At 63.9% G+C, this 17,877-nt stretch carries 19 protein-coding genes and 1 tRNA gene; 8 read left to right on the top strand and 12 right to left on the bottom strand.

Going from position 1 to position 17,877, the window contains the following annotated elements; genetic code table 11:
* Positions 1-186 precede the first annotated feature (186 nt).
* Complete coding sequence (locus EOC83_RS13685; RefSeq protein WP_013528960.1) at positions 187-342, top strand: hypothetical protein; 156 nt, start codon at positions 187-189, stop codon at positions 340-342.
* A gap of 110 nt (positions 343-452) precedes the next feature.
* Positions 453-1,394, top strand: coding sequence for an LLM class flavin-dependent oxidoreductase (locus tag EOC83_RS13680; protein WP_013528961.1), 942 nt, complete (start codon positions 453-455; stop codon positions 1,392-1,394).
* 6 nt (positions 1,395-1,400) lie between these two features.
* Here EOC83_RS13680 and EOC83_RS13675 read toward each other — a convergent pair whose 3' ends face one another.
* The 5 genes from EOC83_RS13675 to EOC83_RS13655 form a co-directional block, all read right to left on the bottom strand.
* Entirely contained in the window at positions 1,401-2,087 is a 687-nt protein-coding gene (locus EOC83_RS13675; RefSeq protein ID WP_063169486.1) for an isochorismatase family cysteine hydrolase, read from the bottom strand.
* Between the two features lie 35 nt (positions 2,088-2,122).
* Positions 2,123-3,847 carry an ABC transporter ATP-binding protein gene (locus EOC83_RS13670; protein ID WP_063170398.1) on the bottom strand — a complete coding sequence of 575 codons (1,725 nt, stop codon included), beginning with the start codon at positions 3,845-3,847 and terminating at the stop codon, positions 2,123-2,125.
* A 109-nt stretch (positions 3,848-3,956) separates the two neighbouring features.
* Positions 3,957-5,960, bottom strand: a complete 2,004-nt coding sequence (gene fhuB, locus EOC83_RS13665) for a Fe(3+)-hydroxamate ABC transporter permease FhuB (protein WP_063169485.1) — start codon at positions 5,958-5,960, stop codon at positions 3,957-3,959.
* Entirely contained in the window at positions 5,957-6,817 is an 861-nt protein-coding gene (locus tag EOC83_RS13660) for an ABC transporter substrate-binding protein (protein ID WP_063169484.1), read from the bottom strand. Before EOC83_RS13660 ends, fhuB begins: the two co-directional genes overlap by 4 nt.
* 25 nt (positions 6,818-6,842) lie before the next feature.
* The gene (locus tag EOC83_RS13655) at positions 6,843-9,026 is read right to left on the bottom strand and encodes a TonB-dependent siderophore receptor (RefSeq protein ID WP_244514244.1); all 2,184 of its coding nucleotides are present in this window, start codon (positions 9,024-9,026) and stop codon (positions 6,843-6,845) included.
* A gap of 212 nt (positions 9,027-9,238) precedes the next feature.
* On the opposite strand from EOC83_RS13655, the gene EOC83_RS13650 reads away from it, so the two are divergent.
* The 4 genes from EOC83_RS13650 to EOC83_RS13635 all read left to right on the top strand — a co-directional run bounded on the left by EOC83_RS13650 (position 9,239) and on the right by EOC83_RS13635 (position 12,480).
* Positions 9,239-10,030 carry an ATP-binding cassette domain-containing protein gene (locus EOC83_RS13650; RefSeq protein WP_063170397.1) on the top strand — a complete coding sequence of 264 codons (792 nt, stop codon included), beginning with the start codon at positions 9,239-9,241 and terminating at the stop codon, positions 10,028-10,030.
* A 65-nt stretch (positions 10,031-10,095) separates the two neighbouring features.
* The gene (exbB, locus tag EOC83_RS13645; RefSeq protein ID WP_013528968.1) at positions 10,096-11,067 is read left to right on the top strand and encodes a tonB-system energizer ExbB; all 972 of its coding nucleotides are present in this window, start codon (positions 10,096-10,098) and stop codon (positions 11,065-11,067) included.
* A gap of 4 nt (positions 11,068-11,071) precedes the next feature.
* Positions 11,072-11,539: a TonB system transport protein ExbD gene (exbD, locus tag EOC83_RS13640; RefSeq protein WP_063169482.1), complete on the top strand. Its 468-nt coding sequence runs from the start codon at positions 11,072-11,074 to the stop codon at positions 11,537-11,539.
* Positions 11,536-12,480 carry an energy transducer TonB gene (locus EOC83_RS13635; RefSeq protein WP_063169481.1) on the top strand — a complete coding sequence of 315 codons (945 nt, stop codon included), beginning with the start codon at positions 11,536-11,538 and terminating at the stop codon, positions 12,478-12,480. Before exbD ends, EOC83_RS13635 begins: the two co-directional genes overlap by 4 nt.
* Positions 12,481-12,505: 25 nt before the next feature.
* Here EOC83_RS13635 and EOC83_RS13630 read toward each other — a convergent pair whose 3' ends face one another.
* From EOC83_RS13630 to EOC83_RS13600, 6 genes are all read right to left on the bottom strand, one after another.
* Positions 12,506-12,826, bottom strand: a complete 321-nt coding sequence (locus EOC83_RS13630; protein WP_063170396.1) for a hypothetical protein — start codon at positions 12,824-12,826, stop codon at positions 12,506-12,508.
* A 128-nt stretch (positions 12,827-12,954) separates the two neighbouring features.
* Positions 12,955-13,215 (bottom strand): hypothetical protein, encoded by a 261-nt coding sequence (locus EOC83_RS13625; protein ID WP_024504722.1) that lies wholly within the window; start codon positions 13,213-13,215, stop codon positions 12,955-12,957.
* A 4-nt stretch (positions 13,216-13,219) separates the two neighbouring features.
* Entirely contained in the window at positions 13,220-13,474 is a 255-nt protein-coding gene (locus EOC83_RS13620) for a hypothetical protein (protein WP_024504721.1), read from the bottom strand.
* Between the two features lie 68 nt (positions 13,475-13,542).
* Positions 13,543-14,607, bottom strand: a complete 1,065-nt coding sequence (locus tag EOC83_RS13615; protein WP_024504720.1) for a SagB/ThcOx family dehydrogenase — start codon at positions 14,605-14,607, stop codon at positions 13,543-13,545.
* Positions 14,608-15,035: 428 nt separating this feature from the next.
* Positions 15,036-15,785: a helix-turn-helix transcriptional regulator gene (locus EOC83_RS13605; RefSeq protein ID WP_024504719.1), complete on the bottom strand. Its 750-nt coding sequence runs from the start codon at positions 15,783-15,785 to the stop codon at positions 15,036-15,038.
* A gap of 331 nt (positions 15,786-16,116) precedes the next feature.
* Positions 16,117-16,192 (bottom strand) — tRNA-Ala (locus tag EOC83_RS13600).
* A 159-nt stretch (positions 16,193-16,351) separates the two neighbouring features.
* Between EOC83_RS13600 and EOC83_RS13595 the strand changes: the two genes are divergently transcribed.
* Both EOC83_RS13595 and EOC83_RS13590 read left to right on the top strand, forming a co-directional pair.
* Positions 16,352-16,642 (top strand): YggT family protein, encoded by a 291-nt coding sequence (locus EOC83_RS13595; RefSeq protein WP_013528977.1) that lies wholly within the window; start codon positions 16,352-16,354, stop codon positions 16,640-16,642.
* 13 nt (positions 16,643-16,655) lie between these two features.
* Complete coding sequence (locus tag EOC83_RS13590; protein WP_063169480.1) at positions 16,656-16,973, top strand: DUF167 domain-containing protein; 318 nt, start codon at positions 16,656-16,658, stop codon at positions 16,971-16,973.
* A gap of 16 nt (positions 16,974-16,989) precedes the next feature.
* Here EOC83_RS13590 and EOC83_RS13585 read toward each other — a convergent pair whose 3' ends face one another.
* Positions 16,990-17,871, bottom strand: a complete 882-nt coding sequence (locus EOC83_RS13585) for a MurR/RpiR family transcriptional regulator (RefSeq protein ID WP_013528979.1) — start codon at positions 17,869-17,871, stop codon at positions 16,990-16,992.
* Between the last annotated feature and the right edge of the window lie 6 nt (positions 17,872-17,877).

The raw sequence follows: 17,877 nt of genomic DNA, 5'->3' as shown, positions 1-17,877 counted from the left end.
ATAGGTCCATTCGGACGCAGACCCGAAAACGGACGCGCCATACGGATCGGCCGCCCGAGTGCCCCTGTAAGCAAGTGGCTACCAACTTCCCGTCACCTAAGAGAAAATTATTCTAGATTTGACCGAAAAATAGCAATCGACAAAGTCTACAAGTTTTATAGATTAACAGACGAGACGGAGGTCGATATGTCCTATATCCAGAACGCCCAGACGGATCGCAGTGGTCAGCGGGCGGCCAATGCCCAGACCTTCCGCCCGGCCTATGCCGGGGCTTTCGCCTATCTCGTCTTTGCCCTTGCGTTCGTGTTCACCGGGGCCGTTGTTCTGGGTCTTATTCCCTGAGTCGTCAGATCGACCGGGGTTAGCTGCCCCACCACTTACAGGCAATTGGAGTTGAATGAACCGAATCCTCGGCGTGCTTTCGCGCGCCCGACACCACGGAGGACATGGCAATGCCGATCGAGTTCACGCATATTCCCGGCAAGACCGCCGATGCCGCGGTTCCCTTTTTCTACGACTTTGCCGAGACCGCGACCAAGCTCGGGCTGATCGAGGACGGCGGCTTCCGCAAGATCGTCGTCGACGATTCGGCCGGACTGCTGACCAACATGGATCTTGCGGCCCAGGTGCTCGATCGCACCTCGTCGCTGGAAGTCGTGCTCACCCATTGGGCGGGCGTGGTCGAACCGACTGTGGCGGCCCGACAACTGGCGTCGATCGACAGGCAAAGCGGCGGACGCCTGGCGCTGAGAATGATCAGCGAGCCGCTGAGCGATGCCGACGCCGAAACACGGCCGGTCGGGCACACCGTCATCTGGCAGCGAATAGACGAATATCTGGTGCTGCTGAAGCGGCTGTGGTCGAACGACCGGCCCTTCGACCACGAAGGAACGTTCTACAGCATCAAGGGCGGCTACGTGCCGCGCAAGGGACCGCACGGCGCCGACCTGGTCATCCGCATGGGCGGGCAGTCCGGAACGGCGCTCAAGGTGGCCGGCCGGCATGCCGATGTCTTTGAACTGGCGCCGGGCTCGATCGACGAGATCCGGCAATTGATGGAGCGGGTGCGTCGCTCCGCCGCCGAACATGGCCGGGCCGGCAAGCTGCGCTTCGCGCTTCCGGTCGGGATTCACCAGGGTGCTTCCGCCTCCGGCCACAAGGCGGTCGATGTTGCCGGGCCGCCAGCCCAGGCCGCCCTGTCGCTGCTTGCCTATGCAGCCCTCGGGATCGATGAATTCATGATTGTCGGCGTCGACACGCCACGCGAGATCGCAACGCTCGGCCGGGAAACGATCGCCCTGCTGCGCAATTCGCTGGCGCGTCGCGAACACGAGGCATTCCAGCCTGGAGCATATGCGTCTCGTGCAGGATTGGAGACGCGCGCAACGGGCTGAAGTCCTTCAGCCTTTTGTTGCCTCGGGCCTGTCGCCAAGCCGCGACAGGCCTTCAATGACAGCGCCCGAATCCGCCAGCGCGCCGAAGACGCCATCTTCGACCGTCACCATATGAAGCGCGGCCTCGTGGGCTTGTTTGTCGCCGCTGGCGCAGGCGTCGGAAATCGTCAGGCATTGAAACTTGCGGTCGCAGGCTTCGCGCAGCGTGGTGTGGACGCAGACATCCGTCGTGCATCCGGAAAACATGAGATGCGTGATGCCTTGCGCGCGGAGCACAAGCTCGAAATCCGTATAGGTGAAGGCGCTGTTGCAGGTCTTGTCGACGATGATGTCGTGCGGTGCCACGTCGATCTCCGGAACGATCTGGAACCCCGTGCCCGAGCGCAGCAGGATATCGGTGCCGTCGAGACCGGAGCGCTTGCGGCGCCATTTTTCGTAAGGCGTCATATCGGCCATGTCGGCCCTATAGCCCTGCCTGGTATGGATGACCCTGACGCCGGCCCTGCGCGCGGCCGCGATCAGCCGGCTCACCGTCGGCAGGATCGCCCTCAGAGGCGACGGGTCATAGCCCTGCCTGGCGAAGTAGCCCGTCGTCGACAGGAAATCCTGCTGCAGGTCGATGACGATCAGCGCGGTGTTTTCGGCCACCAGCCTGCCGTCAAAGGGAAAGTCGAAGGGCGTTGCCTTGATCATCCGGGGGCTCCCTGCTTGGCCGCTACCATAGTGGATCAACGCGATGACACCAGATGCTGGGCGTCGTGCAGGCGTCGATAGATGCCGCCGGCACGGATCAGTTCGCTGTGCGACCCCTGCTCGACGACGCCCGACTCCGAGACGACGACGATGCGGTCGGCGCCGCGGATCGTTGCCAGCCGGTGTGCGATGACCAGCGTGGTTCGGCCCTCGGCAAGTTCGGCCAGCGACTTCTGGATTTCGCGCTCGGTCTCGGTGTCGAGCGCCGACGTCGCCTCGTCGAGGATCAGGATCGGCGGGTTCTTCAAGAACATACGGGCAATCGCCAGCCGCTGCTTCTGGCCGCCGGACAGTTTTACGCCGCGCTCGCCGATGATCGTATCATAACCGGCCGGCAGGCCTGATATCATGCCGTCGAGCTGCGCCCGCCGCGCGGCATCGGCGATGGCGTCGTCGGAGGCGCCGAGACGGCCATAGGCAATGTTTTCGCGGATCGAGCCGCCGAACAGGAAGACATCCTGCTGGACAATGCCGATCTGGCCGCGCAGCGAAGCGAGCGTCATGTCCCTGATATCGATGCCGTCGATGCTGATCCGCCCGGCGCTGACTTCGTAGAACCGCGGCAGCAGCGAGCATATGGTGGTCTTGCCGGCACCTGACGGCCCGACGAAGGCGATGGTTTCGCCGGCGCGGATGGTGAGATCGATATCCCTGAGCACCGGCTTGCCGTCGCCATAGCCGAAGCTCACACCGCGATATTCGATGGAGCCCTTGAGGCCGCTGGCGGTAACGGCACTGGGCCGGTCGGCGATGTCGGGTTCGGTGTCGAGCAACTCTGTGTAGCGGCGGAAGCCGGCAATGCCTTTTGGATAGGTCTCGATCACCGAATTGATCTTCTCGATCGGCCGCACGAAGACGCCGACCAAAAGCAGGAAGCCGACGAAGCCGCCATTGCTCAGGCCTCCCGTAATGACGAGGTAGCTGCCGGCAATCATGACCACGAGCTGGATCAGCCTTATGCCCATGTAGTTCAGCGAATTGCTGGCCGACATGATGCGGTAGGCGTCGAGCTTGGTCTGGCGGTAGCGCTGGTTGTCATGTGCGAACAGCGTGCGCTCATGCTCCTCGTTGGCGAAGGCCTGGACGACGCGCATGCCGCCGACATTCTCCTCGATGCGGACGTTGAAATCGCCGACACGCCGGTAGAGCGCCTGCCAGTTGCGCTCCATGCGGTCGCCGTAGCGCATCGTCACCCAGGCGATCAGAGGCACGATCACCGCCGTGATCAGCGCCAGATGCATGTTGACCGTGAACATCAGCACGAAGGCGCCGGCGAACGTCATGATGGCGATGAACAGGTCCTCGGGGCCATGATGCGCGATCTCGCCGATCTCCTCGAGATCCTTGGTGACGCGACCGACGAGATGGCCGGTCTTGTGGTTGTCGTAGAAGCGGAACGACAGTTTCTGCAGATGATCGAAGCTCTTGCGCCGCATCTCGGTCTCGATGTTGATGCCAAGCATGTGGCCCCAATAGGTGACGACCGCCATCAGCACCGTGTTGAGCAGATAGATTACCAGCAGCCCGGCCGAGGCGATGATGATCAGCGTCCAGTCCTGCCGTGGCAGGAGCTGGTCGACGAAGGTGCGGACCGCCATGGGAAAGCCAAGTTCGAGCAGGCCGGCCAGCACCGCGCAGGAGAAGTCGAGCGCGAACAGCCCCTTCCAGGGCGCGTAATAGGACAGGAAACGTCTGATCATCGAGGTGAACCGCAAGCTGTCTTGATGGACGCGGCGAGGGCACCGGCCGCCATCGATGGGCGCTGCTTACAATCGGCAGGGCAGGGCCGGCAATATGCCAGGGCCGACTTCATTGCCTGCCTTTCCACATCAGCGCCATGAAATAGGGGCCGCCGACGAAGGCGGCGATGAGCCCGGCCGGCACCTGCCAGGGAAAGATCAGCGTCCGGCCGGCCCAGTCGGCGGCAACGAGGATCAGCCCGCCTGTCATGGCCGAGGCCAGAAGCTGCGGCACGGCACGGCGGAAGCCGAGCATGCGCGCGAGATGCGGCGCCATCAGGCCGACGAAGCTCAGCGGGCCGATGACCAATGTCGCGGTTGCGGTGGCCAGCGCGGTAAGTGCCAGCAGAATGGCGCGAACCCGTCCAAGCCGCAGGCCAAGGCCACGCGCGGCAGTTTCGCCGAGCGGCACTATATCGAGCCAGCGCGCCGTCAGCGGCGCCAGCGCGAGGACGGCGACCGCGACCGCAGCGGCAGTGAAGGCATCATTGGGCGTTGCGCGATAGGTCGATCCCGATAGCCAGGCGAGCAGGAAGCCCGTGCGCGGATCGCCGCTGGCCAGAAGCAGCGCGGCGAAGGCCGACGCGACCGTCGCCACGGCGACGCCGGCAAGCAGCAGCCGCGACGGCGACAGTGCATTGCGCCGCCCGACCAGCACGACGATCGTCAGCGCCAGCAAGGCGCCCGCGAGTGCGGCGCCGAGCATTGCCGCGCGGTCGAAGCCGTCGCTGAGCAACAGCAGCGCCAGCACGCCGAAAGAGGCGCCGCCGGAAATGCCGAGCACTTCGGGTGCTGCCATCGGGTTGCCGGTCATGCGCTGCATCAGCGTGCCGGCGACCGCGAGCAGGACGCCCGCCGACAGGGCTACGACGACGCGAGGCGCGCGCAGGGCAAGCAGCTCGGTCAAATCCTCGGATGCGATCCAGTGCCAACCGCCTGCGCCACGGCCAAAGCCCATTGCGACGACAACCGCGAGGATGAGCGCCAGCAGGCCGGCGATCAACGGCAGGCCGTTTGTCGGCAGGCGTACGGACGACATCATATCGGCCTGCCTTTCGGGGGTGGTTCGCATTCGCGGCAACAGGAACAGCAGCAGCGGCGCGCCGAGCAAAGCGGTCGCGGTGCCGGCGGGGATTTCGCCGGCGAACGGCAGATGCTGCACCAGGCGGTCGGTGAGCCAGAGCAGGGCGCCGCCGACCAGCGGCGACCAGACCAGGCGGCGGCCAAGCGTGCGCGCTCCGGCCAGCCGCGCCAGCGCCGGGGCAGCGAGCGCTACGAACCCGATGACGCCGACCTCGGCGACGACCAGCGCGCCAAGCGAGACGGCGACAGCCATGCCGGCAAGGCGGATGACGGCCGGGCGGGTGCCGAGCGATGCCGCGCCGTCGTCGCTGAGATCGAGCAGGCGTAGCGGTCGCCAGAGCAGGAACGCGGCGCAGATGCCGGCCAGCAGCCACGGCGCCAGAGCAACGACGGCCGCATCGCCATTCTGCACCAGCGAGCCGCTCTGCCAGATGAACAGCTCCTCGGTGTATTCGCGGTTGAGCGCCATCAGCAGCGCGCCGGCCGAACCGAAAGTGAGGCTGACGACGAGGCCGGCGATGATGATCGACACTGGCGAAAAGCTGCGCCCGCGCGCCAGTGCGAAAACGGCTGATGTGGCGAGAGCGCCGCCAGCCAGCGCCACCCCTTCACGGCCGCCTTCCAGCAGCCATGGTGCGTAGAGGGTGGCGGCCGCCAAAGCGAGGCTTGCTCCGGCATTGGTGCCGATCGTGGTCGGCTCGGCCAGCGGGTTGCGCAGCACATGCTGCATGACGACACCGGCGAGACCGAGCGCCGCGCCGGCCAGCACGCTGACGGCGACACGTGGCAGGAAAGCATAGCGATACAGCAACTGCACTGGATCGGATGTGTCGGGGGCGGTGAGCGCCTGCCACCACAGGTGCGCCGGCAGAAGGTGGATGAGATCGATGACGCTCAGCACCAGCGCCAGCCCCGCGGGCACGGCAACTAGCAGGATGAGCGCGCCGATGCCGTCGCGCTGTCGCGGCAGGGACATTGCCTGAGCGATCATGCTGCTGCCACGAATTCGGCGAAACGCGCGGCAGCAGTGAGACCGCCGAACGGCCAGACCGGCGGAATGGTCCGCACTTGGCCGTTCCGGACGCAGGGCAGGTTGGCCCAGAGCGAGTTGCGGGCGATCCTGATCCTGACGTGCGGCGGGATCGGATCGAGCGAGATCAGTTGCGCCTCGCCGACGGCGACCAGTTCCTCGATGCCGACCGTCGAAAAACCCCATTCATTGGTGGCGCCGGTCCAGGCATTGACGAGGCCGAGCCGGTCGAGGACGTCCTGCAGCAGGCTGCCGGCGCCGTAGACGCGGACATGGCGATCGTCGAACATGCTGACGACGCAGACCGGTTTTTGCACCGCCCGCTCCAGCCTGGCACGCGCTTGGGCGATCGAGGCTTCGATGCGCCCGACAAGGTTTTCTGCTTCCGTCCCACGGCCAAGCATGTTGCCAAGCTGCAGCGTCACCTGCTGCGCCTGCGCGTAAGGTGGAGCCTTGCCGCTGTAGAACGGCACATTGAAGGTCGGCGCCAATCTGGTGAAGCTGTTCTCGTCCAAGCCATAGCCATAGGCGCCGACGATCAGGTCGGGCCGCAATTCCCGAAGCAGTTCGAGATTGGGCTCGCTGCGCGACCCCAGGTCGATGGTGGCCTGCGGCAGCGCCGGGCCCTGGACCCAGTCGCCATAACCCCTGGTGTCGCCGACGGCGAGCGGCGACACGCCGAGCGAGACCACCATTTCGGCCGATGTCCATTCCAGGCAGACGACGCGGGCAGGTGCCGCGCGTGCCGTGCCGCCCGGCAAAGCGAGACCGGTCGCGGCGAGGCCGGCAAGATACTGGCGCCGTGTCAGCGCCGCCATTTTGGGCCGGCCCGCCACATTGCTTCTACCATGTGTATTTCACCGAACCGTTGATCCTGCGGCCCTCGCCGTAGAAGCAGCCGAAGCCCGAGGAGAAGCAGGAGGCGACGTAGCGTTTGTCGAACAGATTGCTGGCATTGAGGCTGAGCGTGGCGTTCTGCCAGGCGTAATGCACCGCCGCGTCGGCGAGCACGACCGACGGAACCTTGAAGCTGTTGGCGTCGTCGCCATAGGTCGAGCCGACATAGCGGACACCGGCGCCGAGGCCGAGACCTTCGAGCTTGCCGCCCATGAAGGTGTAATTGGCCCAAAGCGATGCGGAATGGGCCGGCACGCCGAAGGGCGTGTTGCCCTCGTTGCTGACCCAGACGCCGTTGACATCTTCGACAGCGGTCGCCCTGGTGATCTTCGTGTCGAGATAGGTGTAGGCCGCTCTCAGGTCGAAGCCGGAATCGAGGCTGGCAACGGCCTCGAATTCCACGCCGCGCGAACGGATCTCACCGGTCTGGAACAGATCGTTGGGCGAGCCCTCATTACCGGAACGCACGACATTCTGTCGGGTCAGGTCGAAAACCGATGCCGTAATGAAGGAGTTCCAGCCGGTCGGCTGGTATTTCAGCCCGATCTCGTATTGCCTGCTGGTCTCGGGCACGAACAGATTGCCGTCGCTGTCGGCGCCGGCCACGGGCTGGAACGATTCGGAGTAGCTGACATAGGGCGCAAGCCCGTTGTCTGCGAGATAGACCAGGCCGGCGCGGCTGGTGAAGGCGTTGTCCTTCTGCTCGGGAATGTAGCCGCCGGCCAGATTGTCGTAGACCTTGGCGTCCGACCAATCCTGGCGGCCGCCAAGGGTCAGCCGCCAGTTGCCGAACTTGACCTGGTCCTGGGCATAGAGACCGACCTGCTGCTGGGTGGTGTCGGTATCGGTGTAGGGCGTCAGATCGGTGATCGGGTACCCGTAAACCGGATCGAAGATGTTGAAACCGTCCTCGACGGTCCCTTCCGAGGCATAGTCGCGGTAAGTGTAGCGTTTGTAGTCGAGGCCGACGAGCAGCGTGTGGGCAAGCGGCCCGGTGTCGAAATCGGCTTGTGCCTGGTTGTCGATGGTGACGCCGCTGAGTTTGGTGCCGCCGGCATCTGCATAACGGTAGTAGTCGCCGCTTGAAGGTTCCAGGCCGTTCGAGTCCGTCAGTCCGCCACCAAAGACGCCCTCCTCGGTGTGGGTGAGGTGGACGTAGCGGGCATGCTGTCGCACCTGCCAGGTTTCGTTGAAACGGTGATCGAATTCGTAGCCGATCGAGGCCTGGTCGTTGTTGTAGGAGTCGAAGCCGGGTTCGCCGACGAACATGCTGTTCGGCAGGTACTTGCCGTCCTTGCCCGGTATGACCGTGCCGTAGGCAGGCAGGTACTGCATCGCCCATCCCGAGCGGTCGCGCTGATAGTTGGCGAGGATGGTCAGGCTGGTGTCGGCATCGGGCTGCCAGGTGATCGCCGGGGCGATGAAGATGCGGTCGTCCTTGACGAAATCGGTCTGCGTGTCGCCCATGTGAGCGGCACCGGTGAGGCGAAACAGCAGCGACTTGTCGGCGTTCACGGCACCGCTGAAATCGAACTTGCCTTCATAGCGATTGAAGCTGCCGCCACCGAGTTCGATCTCGCGCAGGTTTTCCTCGGTCGGCCGCTTGCTGACATAGTTGATGATGCCGCCGGGGCTAGCCTGGCCGTAGAGCACCGACGCTGGTCCGCGCAGCACCTCGTAGCGTTCCGCGCCATAGGAATCGAGTGCGGTGAACAGGATGAAATTGCTCTCCTTGAGCTGCAGCCCGTCCCTGTAGAAGACGCCGTTGGCGTTCGAAATGCCGCGCAACTGCAGGCCGAGGCCGCGATTGTCGGTGCCGTAGAGATCGCCGGTGGCGCCGGGCGTGTAGCGCAGAACGCCGCCGAGGTTGTCAATCGCCTGTGCTTCCATCTGGTCCTTGGTGATCACCGATATCGACTGGGGCGTCTCGATCAGCGGCGTGTCGGTCTTGGTGCCGGTGGAGCCCTTGGTGGCCACGTAGCCCTTGACCGGCCCGAAGGCGCTTTCGACACGTTCCTGGACGTTGATCGGGTCCAGGGTGGTGGTGACCGTCTCCTGGGCCAGGGCATGGCCGCAGCCAAGCAGGGCCGGCACCGACACCGCTGCGATCAGCAGGCGCTTCCGCGCCATCCGGTCCTGCCAAATCAGTCCACGTCCCGAGATCATCCTGCGCCCCCTTTTCCAAATTTCATGTCGATATTGCCGGTCGCGACGATTTGTTGATCGTTGCAGTCATCTTCAATGTTGACTAGTAAGGTCATGTTTCATAGTCAACCGGGCATGAGCCGTCGAAAGCCGGAATCTGGAAATGCGGGCGGCCGCACTGGAGAAAAGCCATGAGCATGGCTGGAATTGATGCCCAGACTGCCTTCCATATCGACGCGGTGCGCTTTGCCGTCGGCGAGCGGACGCTGCTCGGTCCGGTCTCGCTCGAACTGCAGCGCTCGCGCGTCTACGGGCTGATCGGCCACAATGGTTCGGGCAAGTCGACGCTGATCAAGCTCATGGCGCGCCAACAGCCGGCGAGTTCAGGCGCCATCACTTTCGCCAGGCGTCCGTTGCCGCAATGGGGCGCCCGCGAATTTGCCCGCGCGCTTGCCTATCTGCCGCAGACGACACCGGCGGCGACCGGCCTGACCGTGCGCGAACTGGCGACGTTGGGACGCTATCCCTGGCATGGCGCGCTTGGCCGCTTCCGCGCGCAGGACAGGCAGCATGTCGACGAGGCGCTGGCCCTGACCGACATGGACGGGTTCGCGGATCGGCTGGTGGACGAATTGTCGGGCGGCGAGCGCCAGCGCGCCTGGCTCGCCATGCTGGTGGCGCAGAACGCCGGCGTCATGCTGCTCGACGAGCCGATCTCGGCACTCGACATCGCCCATCAGGTCGAGGTGCTCGGGCTGGTCAAGGAACTCAGCCGCAAACGCGACCTCTGCGTCGTCGTCGTGCTGCACGATCCCAACATGGCGGCGCGCTACTGCGACGAACTGATCGCGCTCAAGGACGGCAAGCTGCTGACGCGCGGCACACCCGGCGAGATCATGCGCAGCGATGTTCTGAAAGGCATTTTCGGCGTGGAGATGGGCGTGTTCGCGCACCCCGTCACCGGCCAGCCCGTCGGCTATGTGCAGTGACGAGATCTGGTGCGGCGGCGGGAAATAGAAGGCGGCTGGCCGCTGTGAGAACAAGGAAGAAGCTGTTGTCGAGAACTGGTTTGTTGGCGGCGTTGGTCGCATCCGTCATCCTGTCGGCCGGCAGCGCGATGGCCCAGGAGCAACCGGCCGGTGCCGCGCCGGCGATTGATGCCCCCACCCCGGCTGCTCCCACGGCCCCAGCGCCGATTGCGCCGGCGCCCGCCGCACCGGCAGTCGCTCCGCCGGCCACGATGGCGCCTTCGCAGCCAGGCACCCAGCCGAACACAGCCGCGCCAGCCGAGGCCGGACCTTCGACGGCGATGGAATTGACCTTGCCGCATGACCTGTCGCCATGGGGCATGTTCATGGCGGCCGATATCGTCGTCAAGGCGGTGATGATCGGGCTGGCCTTTGCCTCCCTCGTCACCTGGACGATATGGCTGGCCAAGTCGCTGGAGCTTTTCGGCGGCAAGCTGCGCATCCGTCGCGCCGTGCGGGCGATCGGCGAGGCCGCCACGCTGAAGCAGGCCGGCAGTACCCTCGACCGCAGCGGCGGCCCGGGCGCGCTGCTGGTGCGGGCGGCCGAGGAGGAGACCGCACTCTCAGCCGGCGCCCTCGATCATGTCTCAGGCGATGGCCTCAAGGAACGGGTTACGTCGCGCCTGTCGCGCATCGAGGCGGCGGCGGCGCGGCGCATGTCACGCGGCACCGGCGTGCTGGCGACGATCGGCTCGACCGCGCCCTTCGTCGGCCTGTTCGGCACGGTCTGGGGCATCATGAACGCCTTCATCGGCATCTCGCAGGCGCAGACCACCAATCTCGCCGTGGTCGCGCCGGGCATCGCCGAAGCGCTGCTGGCCACCGCGATGGGCCTGGTCGCGGCCATACCGGCCGTCGTCATCTACAACGTCTTCGCCCGCTCGATAGCCGGCTATCGGCAGATCCTCGCCGATGCCTCGGCAGGGGTCGAACGACTGGTCAGCCGCGACCTCGACTTCCGCACCGTCGCGCCGGCCGCGCCACTGGCGGCGGAGTAGCGCCATGGGAAGCAGAATCCGACAGACCATGGATGACGATCTCGAGGAAAGCCACGAGATCAACGTCACCCCGTTCATCGATGTCATCCTGGTGTTGTTGATTATCTTCATGGTCGCGGCACCGCTGGCCACGGTGGATGTCAATGTCGACCTGCCGGGTTCGACCGCAACGCCCGCGCCGAGGCCCGAGACACCGCTGTTCCTGACGCTGAAGGACGATCTGACGCTGGCGATCGGCAATGACGGCGTGCCACGCCCGGCTTTCGCCGCGACGCTGGACGCCAAGACCAAGGGCGACAAGCAGACGCGCATCTTCCTGCGCGCCGACAAGGCGGTCGCCTATGGCGACCTGATGGAGGCGATGAACCTGTTGCGCGGTGCCGGCTATCTGAAGATCGCGCTGGTCGGCCTGGAGACGGCTCCCGCGTCCAATGCCCCCGCGCCCACAGCCACCCGTGCGGCGGCGCCATGACGCAAGCGGTCGCCGTGCCCTCGGTCCAGATGTCGCGCTTCGGCTGGCGCGACCTTGGCTTGTGGGCCGGTGCTGCCGCGCTGGTCCTCGGAGCCCATGTCGCGGTCGCCTATGCAGTGCAGAATCTCACCATGGTCACCGAAGCGGACGGCGGTCCGCCACCGGCCCAGGTGATCGAGATGGCGCCGATGGTGGTGATGCCGGCCGTACAAGAACAGGTCGCCGCGCTGGACGCGGTGACGCCAGATCAGACCGAACCGACACCGACGATCGAGCCGACACCTGAAGAACCGGTCGAAAAGGCGAAGCCGGTTGTCGAGCCACCGGAAGCGGTCGCGCCCGACGAGGCCGAACCCAACCGGACCGAAACGGCTGAACAGGCCGATCAGCCGCCGCCGGATGAGGTCATCCCGGATGTTGTCGAGGCTGTCACGCCAGACGTCGTCATTCCCTTGCCGCAGCCGAAACCGGTCGAAATTGTCAAAGACAAGAAACCGGTCGAGGCCAAGGCGAAAAAACCTGTCGAGAAGCCCAAGCCGCGGCTTAAGAAGGAGAAGGCGGCTCCGCCGAAGACGGCAACCGTCGCCAGCGCCGACGCACGGCCCGCGGCCAGGACCGCCGCGCCGAAGGCAGCGGAATCGACGTCGCGCTCCGGCGACTCCAGCAAATGGGACTCCCGTCTGGGCGCCTGGATCAAGCGGCACACGCGCTATCCCAGTTCTGCCAAGGCCCGAGGCGTGGAAGGCAGGCCGTATGTCGCCTTCACGGTCGACTCGTCCGGCCGGGTCCGGTCTGCCAGGCTCTCTCGTTCCTCAGGGGATGCGGATCTGGACCGTGCGGCGCTCGCCGTGCTGCAAGGCGCCACGGTGCCGGCACCGCCGCCGGAACTCGGTTCGCGTCTGAGCCGTACAGCGCCGTTCGTGTTCAGCCTGCGCAACTAGGACCGAATTTGATCGAAGCGGCCTGTCAGTAGGCCAGCGACAGGCTCAGGGCCTCGACCTGTTCGAGATAGAAACGGCATTTCGTGCGCAACAGCCCGAGGCTCGGGTCATCGGCTCCGTTGATCTCGATGGTCTGCATCATGAAGTCGAAATGGGCGTGGAAGGCGTCCACTGTACCCCAGAGACTGTCGGCCTGGCAGCTGTCGGCAATCGCCATCGAGACGAGTTGGCGGGCCTCGATCCGCGCGGCGTCAGGCGATGGCGGTCGCCTGGCGATCAAGACGTCGAGCCGACTGAAAATGCTTTCCCTGGCATCGACGCTTCTGATGTTGGCTATCATGTTCATGTGCAGGTCCCCCTTGGCATTCCAGGCGCGCAATAGGCTCCGGTCTGGAATTGCCTGAAAGCTGGTGATCAGAGCGGTTCAGCGGCGCTGAACCACTAAGCGCGTGGCGTTTGGGCGGGCGACTTGCATCAAGCCTGAGCGACCGGATGCCGGTCCTGCGGGCAGGATGCAATCAGGGTCGGGATCGCGGTTGCATCGGAGGGGTGGCCCCTGATGATGTTGGCGACCTCGGCATCGGCCTGCTCGAACCAGTAGACCATGTCGGCGCGGTGCAGATCCGTCGCGGCTTTCTTCAGCAGCGGCAGCAGGCTTTGCAACGCGCACAGCGTCTCCCAGCGGTTTGGCCGGGAGGTCGAGCCGGCCACCGCGCATGCGGCTGACGATTGCATGTCGCTACGCTCTCCGTGGCTGGGCGGCACGATTGTCTTTTGCCTGCGCCTTGGGGTGCAGCGGGTTGCCGCTGAGCTGCGCATGCCTGGCCGGCCGTGCGCCGCGAAGAACGTCGAAGGCCTCCGCATAGGCCATGCCCAGCAGATAGGAGATCATCGGAAAACGGCTTGATTCGGCCATTTGCACGAGCTCATTGGTCATCGACGAAATATATTGAAGACTATCGATTTCCGACTGGCGTAAGGATTGATTTGGCACGTGCTGCTCCTGTCTCTGGTTATACCCTGGGGAACGCGTTACTGGCCGGACTGCACATTGTTGGTCGACTAATTGATGGATTGGCTCGCGGTGGACGGGTCTCTTTCCGGGGTCGAGAGGGTCAAGGCATAGATCGGTGCGTCGGTGAGACTGTCGAGACCAAGCAGCCGCTTGATGGCGGAATGATTGAGCGCGGCTGTCGGACATGCCGACAGGCCATGATTGGTCGCCGCCAGCATGATATTCTGGCCGATATGGCCGGCCTCGATCAGCACGACACGATAGGCGTTGGCGTCCTCATATTTCCACATCGTGCGATCGAGCCTGGCGCAAAGCAGGATCAGGCACGGCATGCTATCAGCCCACTCCTGTCCGCCGACCAGTTCGGAGATCTTCGGCAGATGGTTCGCGGAAATCCTGCCAAGGTCGTGATCGGCGGCGGAATAATGATAGACACCGGGCTCGAGGCCATCGACGCCGAGCGCGACCACATAGGCCTCATAGGGATTCCGCGCGCCGCCGGAAGGGGTCATGCCAAGCGGCAGGGTGCCAACGCAATTGGCGGTCTCGCCGATGATGCCGAGCCCTGCGAACAGGCAATCGGAAAGCTGTTTGGCTGTGATGGTGGGCTGAGCCGCCGTGCGGTTGGTGCGGCGCCGCGCCATCAAGCTAAGAAGTTCGTTGTCTTCCAGTGCATTCGGCAGCTGGATAGCGCCGGCGGAATTCTTGAGCAGGAGGTCCGGCTGCGGCGTATGGCCGGCGCGTTCTATCTGCCGCTCTTCCGCCTGCTCGATGGTCATGTATTCGCTGTCCTGGACGCAGAAATGCATCAGCGCCGTCGGAAGCCCCCAACTCCATTGTCCTGAAAATTGTTCCTCCTGCTCGGCGAGAGGCGATCCGGCGGTGACCAGGGCGGAAAAATCGAGCAACTGCGGAACGACAGCCTTCAACTCGGACTTCGACCACCCATGGGCGCGGGCAATGTCCGCCGTCGATGCCCATTTGTCCCACGATGCGAGAAGGCCGACCATCTCAGGGCTGCATTCGAAGACGCTTCTGGTCAGGAAGTTGCATGCCGTGACCTTGTTCGGTCCGGGGTAGAAAACGAGCGTTTTCGAAGAGCGCATTTTCATGAAGCTGGATGCCATCTGCGGAGCCGAGGCGCCGACAAGCGAACCGCTCGTCGGCGCAGAACGGCTTCAGCGCTTGTTGTAGTGCATACCCTGCGAAAAGAAGACGGTCTGCGTGCCGGCGGCAATCGTCAGCTTCGGAGCGTTAGTCACTTTCTTGGCCATTTTTATCCCTTTCCTGACCCCCATTTGGGATCCGTTGAAAGACCCCCAGAATGGGATCCGCGTGAAGAAAGGTAAGGTCGGAAGAGTTAATGGTTTGTTAAAATTATAGTAAAACCACGAGCCGAAGACGGACGTGTGGATTATCTTTCCTGGCATTAAAGTGTAAAATATCGATTTTATTCAGATACAGAGTAGACAATCGTTGGCATACGCTTTATCGGCGTACGCTTATTCTTATTTGGCGTAAGACACGGCGATCCGAGGGATTAGCCCAACCCGTCCCGGGTCAGGCTGACAACCAGTTGGTCGACGCCCGCATCGTCGAGGCTGATGACATGCGCCATGCTGATGGCATCCCTTGCCTGGATATTGGCAATGTCGCGCCGCATGATGACGGACACGAATGCCGGGCCGGCCTCCGTCAGAAGCATGGCCTTGCCCATCAGCACCGGTTCGGAGATGGGAGCCCATTGCACGGAGATCAGCGACGGCTCTCCGGTCTGTCGGCGATTGATGCCGCTGAAATAGATCCAGTTCAGCCGCGAGATCGCCACGCCATAGTGATTGCCGCGCGCTCGTGCCCAGGTCGATCCCTGGCGCTCCGACCATCCGGTGACCCTTCGGAAGGTGACCAGTTCGGCTTCGCGCCGCACGAAGGTCACCGAGCGCATCAGGAGGTCGAGGCGGCCCGGGATCGAGAAATAGGTGAAATAGGTGCCGCCCGCGATCGAAGGACTGGGAGGGCGGATCATCTGGTTGAACAGGCTCTCGGAAACCGGCGGCAGGCCACGCATCGCGGGCTCGGGTGCGCCGGGATCCTGGTACAGTTCGGCCTCGTCGATCCGAAAGTAATCGCATATCAGCTTGGCGGTGGCCTTGTTGGGAACGGTCTGCCCTTGCAGGTAGCGTTCGAACTGCGTGCGATTGATGTGCAGCTCACGGCATACCGCACTTACGGAGGCATGGTCCTTGCTCAGCCGTCTAAGATTTGCAGCGAGATTCTCGCGAATTGACACGTCTTTGCTTCCGCGGGCGGGTTTTTCATTTCAACTCGAAATCCATATAGCGTCTCCGGTCGCCCCCGCCGAAACGCCTTGGCCACAACGCACAGAAAAAACTGATTTGGTAACGTCAATTTAGTGGGGCGGTTTGCAAAAAAAACGGAAACAATCGACGAGCGCTTCCGCCATAAGTCCAATTGACAAAAGTCTTGCCGGAGATTGCGAAAACAGGCGGCGCGGCGCGCGGCCTTTTAGGCGCGCCGGCACGGCAAATGCCAGCCGTGGAGGCAAGCCCGGACGAGCGTCGCGGAGTGCATATGGCGCGGAGAGCGAGGAATTAATCCGCTGGTGGAGCTGAGGAGGATCGAACTCCTGACCTCGTCATTGCGAACGACGCGCTCTCCCAGCTGAGCTACAGCCCCGTCCAGCGGATGGGCGCATTTATCGGGCGCTGCGGTTTCCTGTCAAGGCGGAGGTTTGCCGAAATCCAGTGGCTGGCAGCCGTACCGGCGCACCGTGGCAGGCGGCCCTTGCCGGTTTCGCGTGCAATGGCTACATGTCGGCAACAATTGGAGACCGGCATGCTCGCCCTCATTCAGACAATCGTCATGGCGCTCGACCTCTACTGGTGGATCATCATCGCATCGGCGATCTTTTCCTGGCTTTACGCCTTCAACGTCGTCAACTCGCGCAATCAGTTCGTCGGTTCCATCGGCAACATGCTCTATCGGCTGACCGAACCGGCGTTGCGGCCGATCCGCCGTTTCATGCCGGACCTTGGCGGCATCGACATCTCGCCGATCATCCTGCTTCTGATCCTGTTCTTCCTGCGGCAGTTCATATTGACCAGTGTGGCGCCTCTGGTCCTGTGAGCCCGATGATCGTATGAGCGCGCCGTTTCGCCTGCGCGATGATGGTGTCGACGTGTTTGTCCGGCTGACGCCGAAGGCTGCGCTGGACAGGCTCGAAGGCATCGAGACCACGGCGGACGAGCGAAGCCATCTGAAAGCGCGCGTCCGCGCCGTGCCGGAAAACGGCGCCGCCAATCATGCGCTCGAAAAGCTGATTGCCAAGGCGATTGGCGTGCCGGGGTCCGCCGTCTCGGTTGTCGCCGGCGGCACGGCGCGGCTGAAGACCGTGCGCATTGAAGGCGATCCGGAGACGTTGGCGAAAAGCATCGAGGCGCTCGGCCATCAGGCCTGATGTCCTTGCCGGAGGGTCAATCCCCCAGCGGCAAACGCGGATCGTCAACTTTCAACGTGTTGACGCTCTGCTTGATGCGGCGCAGATTTTCCAGAACCCTTGGTCCGCGCGTCTCGGCGACCGAGGTGACGATCATGTCGACGATCGACAGCAGCGCATAGCGCGACGATGTCGGCTTGTAGATATTGCCGTCTTCCAGCGACTGGAAATGGATGACCGTGTCGGCGACCTTGGCGAGCGCGGAGTCCGGCGGGGTGATGGCGATCGTCGTGGCGCCATATTGCTGGGCGACCTGCACCGCATCGATGACCGATCGTGCATAGCCGGAGACGGAGAAGGCGATCAGCGTGGTGTCGGGGGTGGCGACGGCGGCGTACATGCGTTGCAACTGTCCGTCGATTTGCGCCAGCACCGACACGCCAAGCCTGAACAGCCGGTTCTGCATTTCGGTCGCCATCATCGACGAAATGCCACCGGAGCCGATGCACAGCACATTGCCGGAAACCGCGATGCGTGCGGCGACGGCGACCAGCGTCGTCATGTCGAGGTTTTCGCTGGCGCGCTGGATGGCCGATATCGCCGCTTCGGTGATGGCGGAAGCGATGCGCTGTTCGCGGGCATCGCGGCTCAACGGCTCCGGCGACAGATACTGGCCGCCGATGGCGATGGCTTGCGCCAGATAGAATTTGAAGTCGCGCAGGCCCTCGCAGCCGAGGTTGCGGCAGAACCGCGTCACCGTCGGCTCGCTGACACCGACGCGCGCGGCAATTTCCGAAATCGCCGCCTTGGAAACGAAGTCGAGGTCTGCCAGCACGAAGCCGGCCAGCTTGCGATCCGACTTCGTTCCGTCCTGCGACATCAGCTGCAGGCGCGTGATGATGTCGGCCGGCGTCTTCATGCTGAT

This window comes from Mesorhizobium sp. Primo-A (genome assembly GCF_003997175.1).
Taxonomy (GTDB): domain Bacteria; phylum Pseudomonadota; class Alphaproteobacteria; order Rhizobiales; family Rhizobiaceae; genus Mesorhizobium; species Mesorhizobium ciceri.
This window is presented reverse-complemented; position numbering and strand designations above follow the sequence as displayed.